This is a genomic window from Flavobacterium gillisiae (assembly GCF_900107635.1).
In the GTDB taxonomy this organism is placed as follows: domain Bacteria; phylum Bacteroidota; class Bacteroidia; order Flavobacteriales; family Flavobacteriaceae; genus Flavobacterium; species Flavobacterium gillisiae.
In genome coordinates, this window is sequence record NZ_FNRD01000001.1 from 587,570 (window position 1) to 607,607 (window position 20,038).

Annotated in this window: 21 protein-coding genes; 5 read left to right on the forward strand and 16 right to left on the reverse strand. The window is 34.9% G+C overall.

Annotated features, from left to right (window positions below; all coding sequences use genetic code 11):
• Window positions 1–127: 127 nt before the first annotated feature.
• Window positions 128–1,528: a trypsin-like peptidase domain-containing protein gene (locus tag BLV35_RS02680; protein WP_091084315.1), complete on the reverse strand. Its 1,401-nt coding sequence runs from the start codon at window positions 1,526–1,528 to the stop codon at window positions 128–130.
• Window positions 1,529–1,664: 136 nt separating this feature from the next.
• Between BLV35_RS02680 and dapF the strand changes: the two genes are divergently transcribed.
• The 5 genes from dapF to BLV35_RS02705 all read left to right on the forward strand — a co-directional run bounded on the left by dapF (window position 1,665) and on the right by BLV35_RS02705 (window position 5,735).
• Window positions 1,665–2,447 (forward strand): diaminopimelate epimerase, encoded by a 783-nt coding sequence (gene dapF, locus BLV35_RS02685; RefSeq protein WP_091084318.1) that lies wholly within the window; start codon window positions 1,665–1,667, stop codon window positions 2,445–2,447.
• Window positions 2,448–2,488: 41 nt separating this feature from the next.
• Entirely contained in the window at window positions 2,489–3,022 is a 534-nt protein-coding gene (locus BLV35_RS02690; protein ID WP_091084321.1) for a GNAT family N-acetyltransferase, read from the forward strand.
• Between the two features lie 10 nt (window positions 3,023–3,032).
• Window positions 3,033–4,073: an endolytic transglycosylase MltG gene (gene mltG, locus BLV35_RS02695; protein WP_091084324.1), complete on the forward strand. Its 1,041-nt coding sequence runs from the start codon at window positions 3,033–3,035 to the stop codon at window positions 4,071–4,073.
• A gap of 41 nt (window positions 4,074–4,114) precedes the next feature.
• The gene (locus BLV35_RS02700) at window positions 4,115–4,996 is read left to right on the forward strand and encodes a DUF2279 domain-containing protein (protein ID WP_091084327.1); all 882 of its coding nucleotides are present in this window, start codon (window positions 4,115–4,117) and stop codon (window positions 4,994–4,996) included.
• A 97-nt stretch (window positions 4,997–5,093) separates the two neighbouring features.
• Entirely contained in the window at window positions 5,094–5,735 is a 642-nt protein-coding gene (locus BLV35_RS02705) for a lysozyme family protein (protein WP_091084329.1), read from the forward strand.
• A 69-nt stretch (window positions 5,736–5,804) separates the two neighbouring features.
• On the opposite strand, the gene BLV35_RS02710 is transcribed toward BLV35_RS02705, so the two are convergent.
• The 15 genes from BLV35_RS02710 to dnaA form a co-directional block, all read right to left on the reverse strand.
• A complete protein-coding gene (locus BLV35_RS02710) occupies window positions 5,805–6,344 on the reverse strand; it encodes a hypothetical protein (protein ID WP_091084335.1) in 540 nt (179 codons plus the stop codon).
• 402 nt (window positions 6,345–6,746) lie between these two features.
• Window positions 6,747–7,283, reverse strand: a complete 537-nt coding sequence (locus tag BLV35_RS02715; RefSeq protein ID WP_091084338.1) for a hypothetical protein — start codon at window positions 7,281–7,283, stop codon at window positions 6,747–6,749.
• 406 nt (window positions 7,284–7,689) lie between these two features.
• Window positions 7,690–8,214, reverse strand: a complete 525-nt coding sequence (locus BLV35_RS02720; protein WP_091084341.1) for a hypothetical protein — start codon at window positions 8,212–8,214, stop codon at window positions 7,690–7,692.
• 426 nt (window positions 8,215–8,640) lie between these two features.
• Window positions 8,641–10,785, reverse strand: coding sequence for a methylmalonyl-CoA mutase (scpA, locus tag BLV35_RS02725; RefSeq protein ID WP_176980552.1), 2,145 nt, complete (start codon window positions 10,783–10,785; stop codon window positions 8,641–8,643).
• Window positions 10,786–10,831: 46 nt separating this feature from the next.
• Window positions 10,832–12,199 (reverse strand): methylmalonyl-CoA mutase subunit beta, encoded by a 1,368-nt coding sequence (locus BLV35_RS02730; protein ID WP_091084345.1) that lies wholly within the window; start codon window positions 12,197–12,199, stop codon window positions 10,832–10,834.
• A 32-nt stretch (window positions 12,200–12,231) separates the two neighbouring features.
• Window positions 12,232–12,555 carry an FtsB family cell division protein gene (locus BLV35_RS02735; RefSeq protein WP_091084349.1) on the reverse strand — a complete coding sequence of 108 codons (324 nt, stop codon included), beginning with the start codon at window positions 12,553–12,555 and terminating at the stop codon, window positions 12,232–12,234.
• A 128-nt stretch (window positions 12,556–12,683) separates the two neighbouring features.
• Entirely contained in the window at window positions 12,684–13,292 is a 609-nt protein-coding gene (gene udk / locus BLV35_RS02740; RefSeq protein ID WP_091084353.1) for a uridine kinase, read from the reverse strand.
• A gap of 368 nt (window positions 13,293–13,660) precedes the next feature.
• Entirely contained in the window at window positions 13,661–14,542 is an 882-nt protein-coding gene (locus tag BLV35_RS02745; RefSeq protein WP_176980553.1) for an SDR family oxidoreductase, read from the reverse strand.
• 82 nt (window positions 14,543–14,624) lie between these two features.
• On the reverse strand, window positions 14,625–15,752 hold the full coding sequence (locus BLV35_RS02750; protein ID WP_091084358.1) for a methionine aminotransferase: 1,128 nt from the start codon (window positions 15,750–15,752) through the stop codon (window positions 14,625–14,627).
• A 126-nt stretch (window positions 15,753–15,878) separates the two neighbouring features.
• Complete coding sequence (locus tag BLV35_RS02755; protein ID WP_091084362.1) at window positions 15,879–16,373, reverse strand: YybH family protein; 495 nt, start codon at window positions 16,371–16,373, stop codon at window positions 15,879–15,881.
• A 194-nt stretch (window positions 16,374–16,567) separates the two neighbouring features.
• On the reverse strand, window positions 16,568–16,723 hold the full coding sequence (locus BLV35_RS19220; RefSeq protein WP_176980533.1) for a hypothetical protein: 156 nt from the start codon (window positions 16,721–16,723) through the stop codon (window positions 16,568–16,570).
• Between the two features lie 15 nt (window positions 16,724–16,738).
• Window positions 16,739–16,876 (reverse strand): hypothetical protein, encoded by a 138-nt coding sequence (locus BLV35_RS19225; protein WP_176980554.1) that lies wholly within the window; start codon window positions 16,874–16,876, stop codon window positions 16,739–16,741.
• Window positions 16,877–17,159: 283 nt separating this feature from the next.
• Complete coding sequence (locus BLV35_RS02760; protein ID WP_091084365.1) at window positions 17,160–17,882, reverse strand: SAM-dependent methyltransferase; 723 nt, start codon at window positions 17,880–17,882, stop codon at window positions 17,160–17,162.
• A gap of 104 nt (window positions 17,883–17,986) precedes the next feature.
• Window positions 17,987–18,454: a low molecular weight protein-tyrosine-phosphatase gene (locus BLV35_RS02765; protein WP_091084367.1), complete on the reverse strand. Its 468-nt coding sequence runs from the start codon at window positions 18,452–18,454 to the stop codon at window positions 17,987–17,989.
• A gap of 7 nt (window positions 18,455–18,461) precedes the next feature.
• Window positions 18,462–19,889, reverse strand: a complete 1,428-nt coding sequence (gene dnaA, locus BLV35_RS02770; RefSeq protein ID WP_091084370.1) for a chromosomal replication initiator protein DnaA — start codon at window positions 19,887–19,889, stop codon at window positions 18,462–18,464.
• Window positions 19,890–20,038 lie beyond the last annotated feature (149 nt).

Here is a 20,038-nt window from a genome sequence, read left to right on the forward strand (position 1 = left end):
TTGCATTAAATTTGGCGCAAAAGTACCCATTTCAATCGATTTCGTAAACTATTTTGATGTTTTTTTTAAATAAAAAAAGCCAGCGCGTTTTTAAGGCCTGACTTTGTTTTTATCAAAGAGGATGTTGTCAAATAATAACTCTGAATATTTCCCCGTTTTTATTGATCATTTCGAGTCGCATGCTTTCATTTTCTTCTTTTGTATTTAAAAGTTTAGAAACCGTTTCGATATCCTTCGCTTTTACATTATCAATACTAAGAATAATACTGCCTTTTAATTCAGTGCTGTACTGAACTAAATTTTCATTAGAGATGGATTTAATTTTTACACCATAGTTGATATTGAATTTCTTTTTATCGGCGGCATTAATGTTTTCCAATTCGATTCCTTTAAATTCGGTACTGAAGAATTCATTTTTACTTAGCAATACAGGAACGACACTGTTTTTCCCATCTCTGGTATAAGTAACTAGTATTTTATCATTGGGCCTTTTGGTATTAATATATCCCGAAAGATCTGCAAAAGTGGCAATCTTCTGATTATCCAGTTTTACGATAATATCTCCTTTTTGAAGTCCGGATCTTTCAGCGCCTGAGTTTTTTGTCACCGCACCAATATAAAACCCTTCGGTTTGGTTAATTCCAAGTTCTCTGGAAGCGGTGGCATTCAATTCTCCGCCTTCGACCCCTAGTATTGCTCTTTGCACGTTGCCAAACTCCATAAGATCTTCGATAATTTTTCGGGCAATATTAGACGGAACGGCAAAAGAATAACCTACATAAGAACCAGTCATGGAAGAAATCATAGTGTTGATTCCTATTAAGTCACCACGGGTGTTTACTAAAGCACCTCCACTATTTCCTGGGTTTACCGCGGCATCTGTTTGAATGAAAGATTGAATTCCGCTGGTTCCAAGATCTCTAGCTTTAGCCGAAACGATACCGGCGGTTACCGTTGAAGTTAAATTATACGGATTCCCGACCGCTAGAACCCATTCCCCAACTTTTACGGAATCAGAATTTCCAAACGTTGTATACGGCAGTATTTCATCTGCATCAATTTTTAACAAGGCGATATCCATTTTCGAATCGGTACCGATGAGTTTTGCTTTGTATGATTTTTTGTTGTTTAGGGTGATTTCAATTTCTGAGGCGTCTTTTATCACGTGATTATTGGTCACGATATAGCCATCGGCAGAGATAATCACGCCCGAACCAGTTCCTACCTGTTCTTGTGTCTGTCCCCCTTTGTATCCGTAGTAATATTCCAACAAGGGATTAGAAACAGTCTTATACGACACATTTTTTACGTGAACGACCGTGTGGATTGTTTTTTCGGCTGCTTCGGTAAAGTCAATTACATCTGCCGATAACCCCACTTTTTTAGCATAAGAATCAGTTGACAGGGTAGTTATTGGGTTTTTATTCGAAGAAAAATAGCCATTAGTGTCAAATAATAATTTGTAAGCCCCTAAAGTTACGGCGCCACTTAACAGAGATGCCAAAAATAGCTGCGAAAATCGATTCATAATAGAGTTAGTTTTACGTTATTTGTAATGTAAAAATAGCGTTAAATAAGGTCTTCAAAAAACAGTTTAACGCTCTTTAACAGTGATTAACATTTCATTAATAGTTCGTACTTTTGTGAAACACAATTAAAAGAAAATGCAAATAGAATTTTATAAATACCAAGGAACTGGAAACGATTTTGTGATGATTGATAATCGCCTAGGAGCTTTTCCAAAAGAAGACACCAAGCTCGTAGCGCATTTATGTGATAGGCGTTTTGGTATAGGAGGGGATGGCCTTATTTTATTAGAAAATGATCCCGAATCTGATTTTAAAATGGTGTATTACAATTCAGATGGAAGCCAAAGTACCATGTGCGGTAATGGTGGAAGATGTTTGGTAGCTTTCGCCAAAAAACTAAAAGTGATTGGAGACAGCACTACGTTTATGGCGGTAGATGGATTGCATCATGCTTCAGTAAATAAAGATGGTATTGTGTCACTACAAATGATCGATGTTTTAAATATTAAAAAAGAATCAGATTATACTTTTCTAGATACGGGGTCTCCGCATCACGTTCAGTTAGTAGATGATTTAGAAAATTATAATGTAAAAGAAAAAGGTGCTGCCATTCGATACAGTGAATTGTACGGTAAACAAGGAAGTAACATTAATTTTGTAAAGAAAATAGATGCTACTACTTTTTCGTTACGTACCTATGAAAGAGGTGTTGAAGATGAAACATTGGCTTGCGGAACTGGTGCGACGGCTGTTGCGATAGCGATGAATGCAACGGGAAAAACTGATGCGACTTCCATAGATTTGAATGTGGAGGGCGGAAAGCTCGCTGTCTCTTTCGATAAAAAAGACAATAATTATACTAATGTATTCCTGAAAGGCCCCGCTGAGTTTGTCTTTGAAGGAACAATCAAGGTTTAAACTAACCTCTAATTTTTAATCTCTAACCTCCAACATCAATAATGATAACCCTAAAAGGAGATAACATATATATCCGAGCGCTTGAACCAAATGATTTGGAGTTCATTTACGCCATAGAAAACGAACAGATGATGTGGGAAGTAAGTAATACTAATACCCCATACAGTCGGTTTTTAGTGAAGCAGTATCTCGAGAATGCGCATCAGGATGTTTATGAAGCCAAGCAATTGCGGTTAGCGATTTGTCAAGATGAGGACTTTCCTGCAGTAGGATTAATTGATTTATTTGATTTTGATCCAAAAAACAATAGGGCAGGAGTAGGGATTGTCATTCAGGGGCTTGAGAATCGAAAGCAAAACATTGGTTCGGAAGCATTAGGATTGCTAATCCAATATGCGTTTCATAACCTTAATTTACATCAATTGTATGCAAATATTGGCACCGAAAATGAAGCAAGTAAGGCTCTTTTTACTAAATTTGGCTTCGAATGTATCGGCGTAAAAAAAGATTGGAATTTAGTGAGTGGTAGTTATAAAGATGAGGTACTTTTTCAATTAATTAATCAACAATTTTAAAATTTCAGCTTTGAATTTAAAAAAAATTATATCAATCGTATCTATAGTTGTAGTCTCAGGATTAATTATTTATGGATTTATTCTAGTAAGGCAAATTTTTGCCGACAACACAAAATTTACTGAAAAGGAAGTATATGTTCATATTCCTACAGATTCTAATTATGAAACAGTAAAAAAAATAGTCGCGCCTTACGTGACTAATTTGGATCGCTTTGAAATGGTAGCAAGTAAAATGAGCTATCCGGAGAATGTAAAAGCAGGACGTTTTTTACTGACCAAAGGAATGAATAGTTATGCTCTCGTTAAAGCAATGCGATCTAATGTTCCTGTAAAATTAGCATTTAACAATCAAGAGCGTCTCGAAAATTTTGCTGGAAGGGTAGGTTCTCAAATTGAGGCCGATAGTTTGTCGCTACTAACCTCTTTTAAAGATTCTATTTTTCTAAAGGAAAACGGTTTCACGCCAGAAAATGTTTTGGTTATGTTTATTCCTAATACATATGAATTCTATTGGAACACAACAGCCGAAAAATTCCGTGACAAAATGATTAAGGAATATCGTAATTTTTGGAATGCAGCGCGCGTCGCAAAAGCAGAGAAGCAAGGGTTAACACCTGTTGAAGCAACGATTCTGGCTTCCATAGTTCACAAGGAATCGGTAAAAAAAGACGAAAGACCAAGAATTGCGGGAGTTTATCTAAATAGATTGAGATTGGGAATGCCACTTCAGGCTGATCCTACGGTGATTTATGCCTTAAAATTGAAATCAAATGACTTCGGCCAAGTCATCAAAAGAGTTTTTTATAATGATTTAACAATGTCGTCTCCTTATAATACTTATATGAATATTGGACTTCCTCCAGGACCGATAGCGATGCCAGACATCACTGCTTTAGAAGCCGTAATCAATCCTGAAAAGAATGATTTTATCTATTTCTGTGCAAGTGTTGAGCGTTTTGGTTATCATGAATTTGCTGCTACGTTATCAGAGCATAATGTAAATGCTAAAAAATATTCGAATTGGATTAACGCCCAAGGTGTAAAAAGATAGTTTTGAAGGGTAAAAGCAATTGTTTTTTTTTACTTTTTTTAATGCTGTGGTTTCATCTTAGTTTTGGACAAAATAGACTAGAAGATTTCTTGAAGCCTTCTGATACTTTGAATACAAGTAGAAGAAATACAGTAATCTTTACGGAAGCAATAGTTGCCTCAGGAGCTTTGGTCGGTTTAAACCAACTTTGGTATGCCGATTATCCTAGGTCTAATTTTCATTTTATCAATGATAATGCGGAGTGGCTGCAGATGGATAAGGTAGGCCATATGTATTCTTCTTATCATTTGGGAAGACTTGGAGCAGAAATGCTGGAGTGGAGTGGAACGACCCAAAAAGAGCAATTGATCTACGGAGCAGGTTTAGGGTTTGCGTTTTTGACCGCTGTTGAGGTCTTAGACGGCTTTTCTTCAGAATGGGGTGCTTCATCAGGAGATATAATTGCGAATGCTTCAGGGACGGCTTTATACGTCTCACAGGAATTATTATGGAACGAGCAGCGCATTACACCAAAATTTTCTTTTCACACCACTAAATATGCGCAGTACAGACCCAATGTTTTAGGGAGTTCGTTTGTAGAACAAATTCTAAAGGATTACAATGGGCAAACCTATTGGCTTTCGGCCAATTTATATTCCTTTTCTAAAGGTTCAAAAATACCCAAATGGTTAAATTTAGCTGTTGGTTATGGAGCAGACGGAATGATCACTGGAAATGGTGAGAATAATGCGCTTTTTCCGACGCTAAAAACAGAAAGAATAAGACGTTTTTATTTGAGTTTGGACGTTGACCTGACGAAAATTCAAACAAAATCCCATTTTTTGAAGACAATTTTCTCTGTTTTGAACACTTTAAAAATCCCAGCGCCAACGATTGAATACTCACATCGCGAGGGTTTTAGAGGTCGGATATCGTATTTTTAGGTAAGTTTAACAGCTTGATTTACAGCTTTATGAATTTTATTGTATCTTTGCACGCAGAAATTTCTTAACGGGACAGCGTTTTGAAGAAAAACAATTTATGGTAAAGAAGTGGTATTTTTATACAAGTTTAACTGTTATTATAGCTTTTTTAAGCTCGGGTTTTAAACCTCTTGAGATTGAAGCAAATCAGTGGTTTCTAATAAAAAACACAGATGGAATAAGATACTTATTTCCATCGCTACAGCAGGACGATTACACCAATATGAATATTCCTTTTACTGGAAATTTATTTATTGGATTCAAAGAAGCAATCGGATATAGAGAATCTGAAAACAAATACAAAAAAATCAATTCTCTCGGTTATTTAGGGAAATACCAGTTTGGTAACGAAACCTTAAAATCAGTAGGAATATACGATACTTCTTTATTTCTTAGAAGTCCTAAGATGCAAGAAAGAGCCTTTGTGGCCCTTTTGTCAAAAAACAAGTGGATATTACAGGATATCATCGAGAGATACGATGGTAAGGTGGTAAATGGGATTTTGGTCACAGAATCCGGAATTTTAGCAGCTGCACATCTTGGTGGAGCAGGTTCTGTAAAGAGATACTTTAAAAACAATGGAAAAAAATATATTAAGGATGCTTACGGTACTTCAATACGAAGTTATATGGAAGCATTTGGAGGATATGATACTTCATTGATAGTTGCAAATGTTAATGCAGTTGCAAGTTTGAATTAATTTCCAAGGCGATAAATAAAAAGAGGCAGCCAAATAAATTTTGACTGCCTCTTTTTTTGTGGTTTGTTTTTATCTTACTTTTAGAATGTCCCCGTTAGAACGAACAGTCATTCGCAGTGTTTGTTTTCCTTTTTGGATTTTAAGGTTGTATTGCTTTTTCAGGATATCACCATCTTCTTGTGTATACAAATATTTGTCATTAACAATGGTCCAATCTGGATAGGTTCTGTAAATAGAATATATCACTTCGTTAGGCAATCGAACATCTTTATAATTCTCCACTACGCGAATTAACTTCCCATTTCCGTTATATGTTGCTGCCAAAGAACCATTTTTAGTTTCCATAAGCAACAGATAATTTTCAGATCCTTGGTAGTCAGTACCAATATCGTAGGCAATAAACTTCTCTTGCATTCTTCTGACATCTTTGTCAGGATGATTATCGGGAATATAGACTGAAAAATCAGCTCCAGCTCTTTTAATTACAACAGCTGGCAGTTCTTCCACTTTCATAAGGCCTTCTTCTCTTGCTTGTTTCATTGTTTTATCTTGGGAATAGGACGAAATTGTCAAACCTAAAAACAACAAAGTAAAAATAAATGATTTCATAATATTTGGTTTTAAATTACTATTTAATATAATGCATTTTACATTCTAAATTAAAACAATTAAATTTAAAATGTTAACAATCAGTATTTTACATTTTTATATGTTTACCTATCTTTATTTAAGATAAATCCTGCTTACTATAAAGTTAGTTCTTTTTGAGTCCCTTTTGTGTTAATGATTTCCATAGCTAATGTTAATAAAAGCGAAATTTTTGTTTGTTATTTTATTAGGACTTTATCGCTAATGAAGATATGAAGAATATGGTAATAGGCAAGCTTTTAAAATTTAGTCATCCATAGATAGGGTATTTCTATACTGTTCTGAATATTAAGTTATTTGTATGAAAAAAAAAGCTGCCCAAATTGTGTTGAGCAGCTAGAAGTAAATCTATTTTTATGGTGCTTATCTTTCAGCAAGAATTTGACCATCTGCATGAACAGTTAATTTACGGCTGTCTTTTCCGTTTTTAATTTTTAAATTATACTGTTTTTTTAAAACGTCTCCATCTTCTTGTGAATATAAATACTTGTCTTTCACAATTTCCCATCCAGGGTATGCTTTGTATACGGAGTATATAACAGGAGCGGGTAACTTTATGTCCTTATATTCTTCGACAACACGGATTAATTTTCCGTTTTCATCATATGTAGCGGACAAAGAACCACCTTTAATTTCCATAAATACTAAGTACGTTTCGTAACCTTCGAAGTTTTTACCCAAATCATAGGCGATGAAATTATCTTCTAAGGCTCTTACTTTAGGATCTGCATTTCTATCTGGTAGATAAATTGAAAAATCATCTCCTGCGCTTTTAATAACTACGGCAGGTAAATCTTCTACCTTCATAACTCCTTCTTTCGTAACTGTCTGTACTTTTTCTTGAGAATAAGATGAAATGGTTAAACTCAAAAATAACAAAGTAATAATAAATGTTTTCATGATAATTAGTTTAAATTAATATTTAGTTTCGGTTAAATAATTAAAATTTAAGGACTTATTATGCTTTTCTACTTATTATGATATCATTGATGCTTAGTGGTTTTAATTGTTAAATATCGTTTTTTAATTGAAATTTGTTATTAATATATAGTAAAGTTAGTGTTTTTGCTGCGGTTTTTGCGTTAACGACTTCCTTATTGAGTGTTAATAAAAGCGGATAATGCCGTATTTTTTTATTAAGATAAATCTCCTTCTTATAATATAAATAGATTCCTTTTTTTAATATTCAGGAATAGTGTATTTGACTTGTGTCGTGTTCGTCTTGTGGACTTGAAGTGATCTGTGTGTGGGTAAAAAAAAACTGCCCAATATCTATTGGACAGTTAAAATGGCTATGTTTATTATTTTAGTTTTCAGCTATAAGTTCACCATCAGGATGAACCTTTAACTTGCGGCTTTCATTTCCTTTTTTAATTTTTATATTATATTGTTTCTTTAATATGTCTCCTTTTTCTTGAGAATATAAATACTTATCATTTACAATTTCCCATCCAGGGAATTTTTTGTAAATTTCGTAGATTAGTTTGCTTGGTAATACTACATTTCTATAATTTTCTACAACACGAATTAGTTGGCCGTTCTCATTATAAGTGGCCGCCAAGGTCCCTCCTTTTACTTCCATGTATACTAGATACGTTTCGTAGCCTTCATAGTTTTTTCCAAGATCATAGGCAATGAAACTATCTTCTAGGGCTCTAACTTTAGGATCTGCATTTCTATCAGGCAGATATACCGAGAAATCATCTCCAGCACTTTTGATTACTACAGCAGGTAAATTTTCCATACTGATGTTTCCAGTATTTTTTACTTGTGAGTATGACAGACTTGTTAATCCTATAAATAATATTAAAATATACTTAAACGCTTTCATAGTAGTTGAATTTAAATTAGTAATGGCTCAATTTAGAATATGTTTTAAGGTGTGTATATTTCTTCCCCTTTTTAGTTTGTCAATTTATTCTAAATTATTTGAAAAAATAATTTTGCGTTTTGGAGCTTTTTAAATGAAATTGTAATTATATATAAATTTACAAATTATAGCTTCAAGTTACAGTTAGTGAGGAGGTTAAGTTTTGTTAATTAACTTTGTATTTGTAGTATTGTTGGTCGTTTTTCCTTATGTATTGAGGGCTTATGCTGATTTTTTGTTTTTACCGATTAGAGGGTTTAACATTGATTTTCTTCCATGCTGTTTCTTTTTTTAATCGGTAATTCATGATGAAGGAATGCGTTTAAATAGAAAAACACCAACGTTTGGTTGGTGTTTTTCTATCTATTATAACGTTTTAATTGTTTGTTATTCTCCTATAAGGATTTCTAATATCTTTATGGCAGCATCGCTAATTTTTGTTCCAGGGCCAAAAACAGCAACCGCTCCGGCATCAAATAAGAATTGATAATCTTGAGATGGAATTACTCCACCCACAACGACCATAATATCTTCACGCCCGTATTTTTTCAATTCTTCAATTACTTGAGGGACTAGCGTTTTATGTCCCGCGGCTAATGAGGATACACCTAGAATATGAACATCATTTTCTATAGCTTGTTTCGCTGCTTCGGCTGGAGTTTGAAATAGAGGACCAATATCTACGTCAAAACCTACATCAGCATATCCCGTAGCAACTACTTTTGCACCACGATCGTGTCCGTCTTGCCCCATTTTGGCAATCATGATTCTAGGGCGACGGCCTTCTTGTTTAGCAAAGGTATCAGCTAGTTGTTTGGCTTTTTCAAAGCTTTTGTCGTCTTTTATTTCTTTACTATACACGCCGCTAAAAGATTTAATTTGTGCTTTATATCGTCCAAAAACAGTTTCTAAGGCATCACTAATTTCACCCAATGTAGTTCGGTTTCTTGCGGCATCCACTGCTAATTCCAGTAAATTTCCTTCTCCAGTTTTCGCACAAAGGATTAATTTATCCAATGATTTCTGTACTTTTTCGCTGTCTCTGCTTGCCTTGATTTGGTCCAATTGCTCCAATTGTTGTTTTCGAACCATTTGGTTGTCTACATCTAAAATTAGCAAAGGATCTTCTTTCTCGAGGCGGTATTTATTTACACCTACAATAATATCTTGTCCACTATCTATACGCGCTTGTTTTCTTGCGGCTGCTTCTTCAATTCTAAGTTTTGGAATTCCCGCTTCAATGGCTTTGGTCATTCCACCAAGCTCTTCTACTTCTTCGATAAGCTTCCAGGCACTTTCAGCAATATCATTGGTCAAACTTTCGACATAATAGCTTCCTGCCCAAGGATCAACTGTTTTAGTTATTTTTGTTTCTTCTTGTAAAAAGATCTGTGTGTTCCTCGCAATTCGAGCGGAGAAGTCCGTCGGTAAAGCAATGGCTTCGTCTAATGCATTAGTATGCAAAGACTGGGTTCCTCCAAAAGCTGCTGCCGATGCTTCAATACAAGTACGGGCTACATTATTAAAAGGGTCTTGTTCTGTTAAACTCCAACCACTAGTTTGGCAGTGGGTTCTTAAAGCTAATGATTTATCATCTTTTGGATTAAACTGTTTTACCAGTTTAGCCCAAATCATTCTTCCAGCACGCATCTTTGCAATTTCCATAAAATGGTTCATCCCGATAGCCCAGAAAAAAGAAAGGCGCGGAGCGAACTCATCAATTTTCATTCCGGTTGATAATCCCGTTCTGATGTATTCCAGTCCATCGGCAAGCGTGTACGCTAATTCAATATCAGCGGTGGCGCCTGCTTCCTGCATGTGATAACCAGAAATGGATATGGAATTGAATTTTGGCATTTTCTTGCTCGTGTATTCAAAGATATCTGCTATAATTTTCATCGAAGGAGTAGGAGGATAGATGTACGTATTACGTACCATAAACTCTTTTAGAATATCGTTTTGTATCGTTCCTGAAAGTTGCTCTGGTTTTACCCCTTGCTCTTCGGCAGCAACAATATAGAAAGCCATAATGGGAAGGACTGCGCCGTTCATAGTCATTGAAACTGACATTTCATCTAAGGGAATCTGATCAAACAATACTTTCATATCTTCGACAGAGTCAATAGCAACTCCTGCTTTTCCTACATCACCCACAACGCGTTCGTGATCTGAATCATAACCACGGTGCGTAGGTAAATCAAAAGCGATGGATAGTCCTTTTTGTCCTGCAGCAAGATTTCGTCTATAAAAAGCATTACTTTCTTCTGCTGTTGAAAATCCTGCATATTGGCGAATTGTCCAAGGGCGGCGCACATACATTGTGGTATAAGGCCCTCTTAAATTTGGAGCAAAGCCAGCACCAAAATCAAGATGCTTGAGATTTTCAATATCTTTTTTCGAATAAGTGGGTTTGAGTTCAATGCCTTCAGCCGTAAAAAAGTCCGCAGTTAAAGCATCTTGTTCTTGCAACGCCGGTTCCTCTTTTGACTTTTGACTATCTAATTGAATATGTTGGAGGTCATTTCTTATCATTTGTGACACTAATTTATACGTATTGTTGACTGATTGCAGTTCTACACTATTTTTCTAAATCCAGACGTTCTTGTTCTACTTTTTCGGCTAATCGTTTTTCGATTATTGGCGTAATCAAAGTTTTTCTTGGTTTGACTTTTACAAAAGGAAACAATTCTAAATCCTGTTTCATCTTGTCGTCTTTGTTTGGGTACTTATTAGTTCCTAGCAAGACTTCTTTTCCTGAGTCAAAAAGTTCCTGTTCTTTATCAGCACTTTCCTGGATTTTTCTTTTTATAATACCTTCGTTCAATTGTTTTAGAAAACCACCATTGGCTTCTATGTCTTTGAATAAAGTCAATGCTTTTTCGGCTAATTGAATAGTCAATGTTTCGATATAATAACTTCCGTCTGCAGGGTTGTTTACCTTGTCGAAATAGCTTTCGTTTTTTAGAACCAACAATTGATTTCTGGCGATTCTATCTCCAAATTCGTTGTCTTTATGATATAGTGAATCGTAAGGCAAATTAGCAATTGCATCTGCTCCTCCTAGGATTGCCGACATACATTCAGTCGTACTACGCAACATGTTTACATTGTAATCATAAAGCGTTTTATTCCTTTTTGTAGGAGAAACTAAAAGATGGCATTCTAAGTTATGGTTGTATTCTTTAGCGACTAAATTAAAAAGCAATCGTAAGGCTCTCAGTTTTGCAATTTCAAAGAAATAATTAGTACCCACAGCAACCTCTATAACTATCGGCTGACTGATAACTGGAATTCTGTTGAAATATTCATTGACATGTGCTAAGGTATAAGCAAGCTGCTGAACCATGTTGGCTCCAGCATTTTGGTATAAAGTAGCGTCAACACTGATTATAGAACTATTTGGAATCGCTGTAGACAGTAAGTTCAGCGAATCAAAATTGTTTTTATCCTTAGTAGTAAACCAATTACCGTCTCGGGCTAATTGCCCTATTGGATCTAGGTTGTAATACGCAATGGCCTTTTTCTGATGTATTATTGCATCGATTTTTTTAACGAAATCGATTGAGAAAAATTTAAAATTGAAGTAAACAGCAATCTTTTCTAAAGGAAGTTTTTCCAAAAGTTTCGCTACGTCGATAGTATCATTTTCTATGGTAAAACGAAGACTGTCTGCACCTCTGTTTAAAGTATCCAAAGCTCTTTCCACTGATTTTTCAATGTCGAAAACAAAAATGTTTTGACAAATTTTAAATTCAGCTGCTTTTGTCTTCACAACAGCTGCTTTTGTATACTCATCTCGATGATAAAAAGGTTTCACCTTAATGTCTTCTGGAGAATTCCAGATCAAGGTTTCATTGTAATCCGCTCCCTTAAGTTCAAACTGGATTTTTTGTTTCCATTGTTTGGAAGAAACAGGATCGAAATCTTCGAATAAATTAGTAGCCATTTTAATTTTGATTTTTAATAATTCAAGATTTATTATTTTTTTTCTATGCTGTCACCTTCAAATTCTATGATGTAAATATCCTCGCTGTCTTTTTTCATGTAGTACTTTTCGCGAGCGTATTTTTCTATTTGTTCTGGGTTCTTCAATTGCTTGATTTGCTCTTCGTCTTTTTTAATTTCTTCCTGGTAGTACTCTTTGTTGTCCTCCAGTTCGCTGACTTGATTGTCTAGAAATCTATGGTCAAAATACGAATAGTTGTCCAGAAAAATCATCCAAGTTGAAAAAAACAACAGCACCCACACATATTTATTGCTTAAAAATTTAAACCAAGGTTTGTCTTTATGCGGATTTGTCATGTTTTATTTATTTAGCCCCGAGTACAGTGAAAATTTAATCGTATTGACCTGGATTGAAACAGAAAACACTTCCCGATAATAATCGGGATTGTTTCTCAAACTTGTAATGTGATAAAATTACAATAAAATTATAGAATTCTTTGATTTATTACGGCACGAACTACGTCAATTGCAACCGTATTGTATTTGTCATTCGGTATGATAATGTCTGCAAACGCTTTAGTAGGCTCTATAAACTGCTGATGCATTGGTTTTAGGGTGTTTTGATACCTACTAAGAACCTCGTCCATATCGCGTCCGCGTTCGGCAATATCACGTTTCATACGGCGAATCAACCTTTCGTCAGAATCGGCATGAACATAAATTTTTACGTCAAACATATCGCGTAACTCTGGGTTTGCTAGTATTAAAATTCCTTCTACAATCATCACTTTTCTAGGATGAGTAGTAATAGTATCTTCCGTTCTGTTATGAGTTACAAAAGAATAGACCGGTTGCTGGACTGTTTTCTCTGCTTTTAGCTCTTTTAAATGGGCAACTAACAATTCGAAATCTATTGCGCGAGGATGGTCAAAATTAATCAAAGCACGCTCATCAAAAGACAAGTTTTTGTTCTCTTTATAATAAGAATCCTGTGAAATAATCCCGACTTCTGCCTCGGGTAATTCATTCATAATCTGATGAACTACGGTAGTTTTTCCGCTTCCTGTTCCGCCTGCAATCCCTATAATGAGCATAAAATGGTGTTGTTATAAATTGGTAGTGCAAAAATAGGAATTAAATCGGGAGTGGTTTTTGTTTTTCACATAAAATATTGGGCTTTAAATTGAGGAGCTATTCCGGCTATCCGTTTCAAGGTTTTGCCCACAAGCTATTTTTCCATTGCCCTAAAAAGAGCTTCCTTTGGTCGCTTTTTTAGGTCAGGAAAAACAACGCCTTTGGGCTGCAACGCTTTCCACTACTATCCGGGCTATTTGACCATCAGTGGTAATTGGACGAAATTTACGAGAATGAGCTATTATTTAGAAAAGGGAAGGAGTATTAAATGCAAAAAGAGAGAACCAAACAAATGGCTCTCTCTTTTTAAAAAGAATTCAGATCTTACTTATTTATTCTTCTTTGCTTTTATCATCATTTCTAGTTGGTCCCAAAGTTCTTCTGGAATAGCTTCCAACATATTAAATTGACCAGCACCTTTCAGCCATTCACCACCGTCGATAACTACGACTTCACCATTTATATAAGCAGAGAAATCAGAAACCATGTAAGCGGCTAAATTGGCTAATTCTTGGTGGTCTCCTACACGTTGTAACGGCACTTTTTTTGCCATGTCAAACTTTTCAGCAAGATCGCCAGGCATCAATCTGTCCCAAGCTCCTTTGGTAGGGAAAGGTCCGGGAGCAATTGCGTTCGTGCGGATTCCGTATTTTGCCCATTCTACAGCAAGACTTCGCGTCATCGCAAGAACTCCTGCTTTTGCAGTAGCGCTAGGTACAACATAAGCTGAACCTGTCCAAGCGTAAGTAGTTACAATATTTAACACCGTTGAAGATGTTTGTTTGCTGTCAATCCAATGTTTTCCAAAAGCGAGTGTACAGTTTTTAGTTCCTTTTAAAACGATATCAATAACGGTATCAAACGCGTTCGCAGATAATCTTTCTGTTGGGGATATAAAATTTCCTGCTGCATTATTTAGCAAAACATCCACTTTTCCAAAAGCTTTCAATACGCTTTGTAGCATATTTTCAACTTCTTCATAATGACGTACGTCACATTGTAGCGGCAAACAAGTTCCTCCGGTTGCTGCCTCTAGTTCTGAAGCAGTATTTTTTAGCTTGTCTATGTCTCTTGAAGTAATAGCTACTTGTGCGCCGAGTTCTAGGAAATACTTTGTCATCGCTTTTCCTAAACCGCTACCGCCACCAGTAACAACTATTACTTTTCCTTTTAGCGCATCGTCGCGCAACATTTTATCGGTATAACTCATAATTGGTTTTATTTTTTTGGTATTGTAAATATAGAAAAATTTAAATAGTATGCACGCATATTAAAATCAAAATTTCATAGGCTTAGATTTTGCATAACCTTTTTGCCGCTTCTTCTAGAGTAGCATTGTCTTTTGCAAAACAAAAACGTATTAAATGAAGGTCTTTTCCATTTTCGTAGAAACTCGAAATAGGAATCGCAGCCACACCATATTCCGTGATTAATCGTTTACAAAAATCCACATCATTTTCATTAGAAATAGCGGCGTAGGAAGCTACTTGAAAATAGGTGCCTTCACAAGGGAGGAGTTTAAACCTACTTGTTTTCAATAGTTCTCTGAAGTAATCCCTTTTCGTTTGATATAAACTTCCAATTCCGTCAACCGAAACCATATCTAGGTACTCGCTTATTGCTACTTGGCAAATACTGTTGACACTAAAAACTAAAAACTGATGTACTTTTTTAATTTCTTTCATTAAATGTTCTGGGGCGACAAGATAGCCTACTTTCCAACCTGTGACATGAAATGATTTCCCAAACGACGAAACCATGACGCAACGGTTCAGGAGATTGATACGAGTATGCGCCGAAATATGTTTTTCTTCAAAAGTGATGTATTCATAGACTTCATCAGAGAGTACAATAATGTCCGGGAATTGTTGCAGTAAGGATTCTAATGCTTCAAAATCAGATTGCGTCAGAATCTTTCCAGTTGGATTATGCGGATTATTGATGATAATCATTTTAGTATTCGCGGAACAGGCTTTCCTTATAGTAGTCCAATTAGGAGTATAATCATCGTTTAGCGAAACACGTACTGCTGTTGCATTGCACAATAATACAGGAGCTTCATAGCAGTCATAACTTGGATCAAGTATAATTACTTCGTCGTCAGTCTGTATTAAAGCCTGAATAGTGGTAAAAATTGCTTGTGTAGCGCCTGCAGTTACTAATATCTCTATTTCTGGTAGAATAATTCTTCGGTAGGAGTTTTTGACTAGAAGGGCTATGTTAGATAATAGAGGTGGGTAGCCTGCCATAGGAAGGTATTGATGCACATTCTCTTTTGCTAATCGAGCAACAATATTTGTCAACTGTTCATCAACAGGAAAGTTAGGGAATCCCTGCGAAAGATTAATGGCTCCATGTTCTGCAGCCATTTTGGACATTACAGTAAAAATACTCGTACCAATATTTGGAAGTTTTGACATACTTATCTTTTTAGTACTCTAAAAGTAAGCAAATGATTTGAGTTAATATGCTGTTTCTTTAAGATTCAGAAGTACTAGATAAAATAAAGAAAGACACTTCTTGCGGAGTGTCTTTCTTTATTGTTTTTATTTTTTCGTCATGGGCATATCTGAATTCCCCATATCTCTGATGCAAATGTATTTTCCGTCCTTTTTTTCAAAAAGACTAATAAAATGTCCACTGTTTACTTTTGTACCTGTCGAGTCTGTTACCTTATATCCGCCAATTTCGACTAGCATATTCCCGTCATTTGAAGGATGGATTTCTTGAGTTTCGAAGGCAATTTTTGCACCTTTTGGGAAAGTAAGTAATTCGGTTTTCATTGATTCATGAATCGCTTTTTTTCCTTCTAAGGGCATTTTACCGTTTGAAAAACTAACGGCATCTTCGGCATAATAATTTATTGCATCTGTAGTCCCGTTATTGTAGGATTCGGCAAAAGCATTTTCCATTGCTTGAATTTCAGTTTTGATTGCCTCTTTGTCAACCATGACTGCGGGAACTTCTTTCTTTTGATTACAAGCTGTCATAAAAGAAATGATAACTACCAATAATCCTCCCTTAAAAATACTGTTTTTCATAATTATATTTTTTTAAAATTTAACATAATTGATTAAGTTAAAGATTAAGGGGTAATAAAATTAATGATAAAATATTGATTATCAGCATTTAGAACGAATATTTTTAGTTTAGTATGAATCTGAAAGTAAAATTGTCCTAGTCTTTATGTCTCTGGAAGAGAATGTTATTGCTTTGTAGTTTATAGAAGTGAGTTTTATTTTATCACGATAGTAGAAGCAGTATTTCTTCCCTCGTCATAGGCTTTCATAAATGCCGCTTTAGATTCTTTCCAGTTGTATATGCTTTCTATAATAAATAGAGCAACCATAGTTAGTAATACTCCTGTAAATAATTTTTTAGCTTCTTTCATTTTTATTGGTTTTAGCTACCTATTGTTAGAGGCATCATTCCAGCCTTTTAAAAAATCACTTTTGTTTTCTTTCCAGTTATAGATTGATTCAAATATAAAAAAAGCAAGTGTGCCTAATAGGAATACACGAACATCTCTTTTGGTTACTTTCATTTTAAATAGTTTTAAGAATTGTGAAAAGGATATAGTTTTTGGAAGAGATGGTTTAATCTTTTAGTAATATAAAAATGACACTGTTAATTATCACTTTGAGTAATTGTATCCGGACAAAAATGCTTGTTTTGAATCTTCCCAATTATAGATTGATTCGAATACTAAAAAAGCTAGCATGCCTAAAACAAATACACGTACATCTCTACTAGTTACTTTCATTTTAAATAGTTTAAAGGTTTAGAGATGCTAATATATAAAAATTATTGTTTTTGTAGTTAAAAAATTACATTTTATGGATAATAAAGATGGTCGGACGTTTGTGCAAGTCGATTGTCTCTTTTTTCCAAGCCGAAATTCTCTTAGTTTTTATGTATTCGGTTGGTAATGTGATGTCTGTGGCGACACATAAATGGGTTTCTGGATGCAAAGTCTGTAATAAATCTTCTAACAAGTTATTATTACGGTACGGTGTTTCAATGAAAATTTGCGACTGATTTTTTTCGAAAGAGGTTCTTTCTAGAGTTTTAAAACTAGCTCTTTTTTCATCTTTGTCAATAGGTAAATAACCATGAAATGTAAAGCTTTGACCATTCATTCCTGAGGCCATCATAGCTAAAAGGATAGAAGAAGGTCCTACTAACGGAACCACTTGAATGCCTTTTTCGTGTGCCAGTTTAACAATTACAGCGCCAGGATCTGCTACGCCAGGACATCCCGCTTCACTCATTAGACCAACATTTTTACCTTCTAATAAAGGTTGGATGAAGTCTTGGTGCTCTTTCACTTCGGTACGTTTGTTCAAAACAAAAAGAATTAACTCTGATTGTTTTTTTTCGGGATGTACTTCTTTGATTGATTTACGAGCTGTTTTTTCATTCTCAACAATATAGTAATCAATGAAATCTATAGTTCTTTTTACAGTCTGCGGTAAAACATCCATCGGGTCACAATCTCCCATTGTTGTAGGGATTAAATATAGTTTTCCTAAAAGAGTAGCTGGTTTCATTATGGGTACGTTTATGTTCTTTAATCAAAGTTATTTGACAAAAATAGAGGATTAAATAGATAATCAAACCTTTCAACAAGTTTAAAAATCCAAAGAATGCTAATTTAAGCGTGCTTAGCTATTAATTTGTCGGCGATGATATCACAAACTTCATCTAGCATAGCATAGACAATCTCAAATCCGTTTGTCATTCCGAAATAAGGATCTGGAACGTCTACGTTTTCGTTTGGATACAATTCATTTAAGATGATTTGTACTTTGTCTTTGTGGGCTGGGTTTTCTGTAAGACTAATTACATCCGTATAATTAGAATTGTCCATTACATAGATATAATCATAAGTGTCAAAATCGGCAGTTTTGAATTGGCGTCCTCTTTGATTAGAAATGTCAAGGTTGTGATTTTTTGCCGCCGCTATCGAACGTGTATCTGGAGCATGACCTATATGCCAAGATCCTGTTCCTGCAGAATCTACAGTGAATTTATTTTTGGGAAGTTTTGAGGCTAAAATACCTTCGGCCAGTGGTGATCGACAGATATTTCCCAAACACACCATTAAAATTTTTACAGACATGATGCGTTTATAGCGTTAATTTTTTATGGATATCTTCAACAAATTTCTTGAATTGTTTGTCGGTAGCTACAAGATTGTCAACTGTTTTACAAGCGTGTAATACAGTAGCGTGATCGCGATCCCCAATTTGAGATCCAATATTCGCTAAAGATGCTTTTGTGAATTTCTTCGCAAAAAACATGGCTAATTGTCTTGCTTGTACTACGTGTCTTTTTCTAGTTTTCGACTGTAAAGTTTCTAAATCCAATTGGAAATAATCAGAAACTGTTTTCTGAATATAATCAATCGAAATTTCACGTTTTACATTCTTTACGAATTTTTCAACGACGCTTTTTGCTAATTCGATCGTTACTTCTTTTTTGTTGAAAGAAGATTGAGCAATTAGAGAGATTATAGCTCCTTCAAGTTCTCTAACATTCGATTTGATATTCCGGGCTACGTATTCTATGATTTCTTCTGGAATTTCAACACCATCACGATACAAGATATTTTTCAAGATAGAAATTCTTGTCTCGTAATCTGGCTGATGCAATTCTGCAGACAATCCCCATTTGAAACGAGATAATAAGCGTTGCTCGATATCTTGCATGTCAACTGGTGCCTTATCAGAAGTAAGAATCACTTGTTTTCCATTTTGATGTAAGTAATTGAAGATGTGGAAAAATACATCCTGTGTTCCAGATTTACCGGAAAGGAATTGCACATCGTCAATAATTAAAACATCAATAAGCTGATAGAAGTGTATAAAATCATTTCGGTTATTTTTCTTTACCGAATCAATATATTGTTGGGTGAAAATTTCAGCTGAAATGTATAAAACTGTTTTTTCTGGATATTTATCTTTAATTTCTACACCTATCGCGTGTGCTAAGTGTGTTTTACCTAATCCTACACCACCAAAAATTAATAATGGGTTGAATGAAGTTCCTCCTGGTTTATTGGCAACAGCCATACCTGCTGAACGTGCTAATCTGTTTGAGTCTCCTTCAAGAAAGTTATCAAAACTATAGTTTGCATTCAGTTGTGATTCAATTTTTAAATTTCTGATTCCAGGTATTACAAAAGGATTTTTTAATTCCGGGTCGAGATTTTTAAAAGGAGCATCAATATTTTGAGGTTTCATAGGTGCGCGGTTTGCACTTGGCAATTGTTCCGTAAACGGTTGTTTGTTGCCATATGTGTTTTCCATCTTGATTTTATAAAGTAACTTTGCGTTTTTACCAAGTTCTTTAGTTAAGGCTACTTTTAATAATTTTACATAGTGCTCTTCTAACCATTCGTAGAAAAATTTACTTGGTACTTGAATATATAATGCGTTATCGGTAAGTTCAACTGATTTAATTGGTTCAAACCAAGTTTTGAATGCTTGATCCTGAATGTTGTCTTTTATAAAAGACAAACAGTTTTCCCATACTGATTGAGCAGTTTTGTTCATAAATTCTAGGTAAATTATTTTATTTAGTAATCGTTGTCTTATTAAATAATGCTTAAAAAAGCACTATTTTTCGGGGTAACAAATATGTGAACAAATTTCTGTAAAAAAAAATATTTAGGGGTTGATTATGTAATATTATTGTTGTAAGT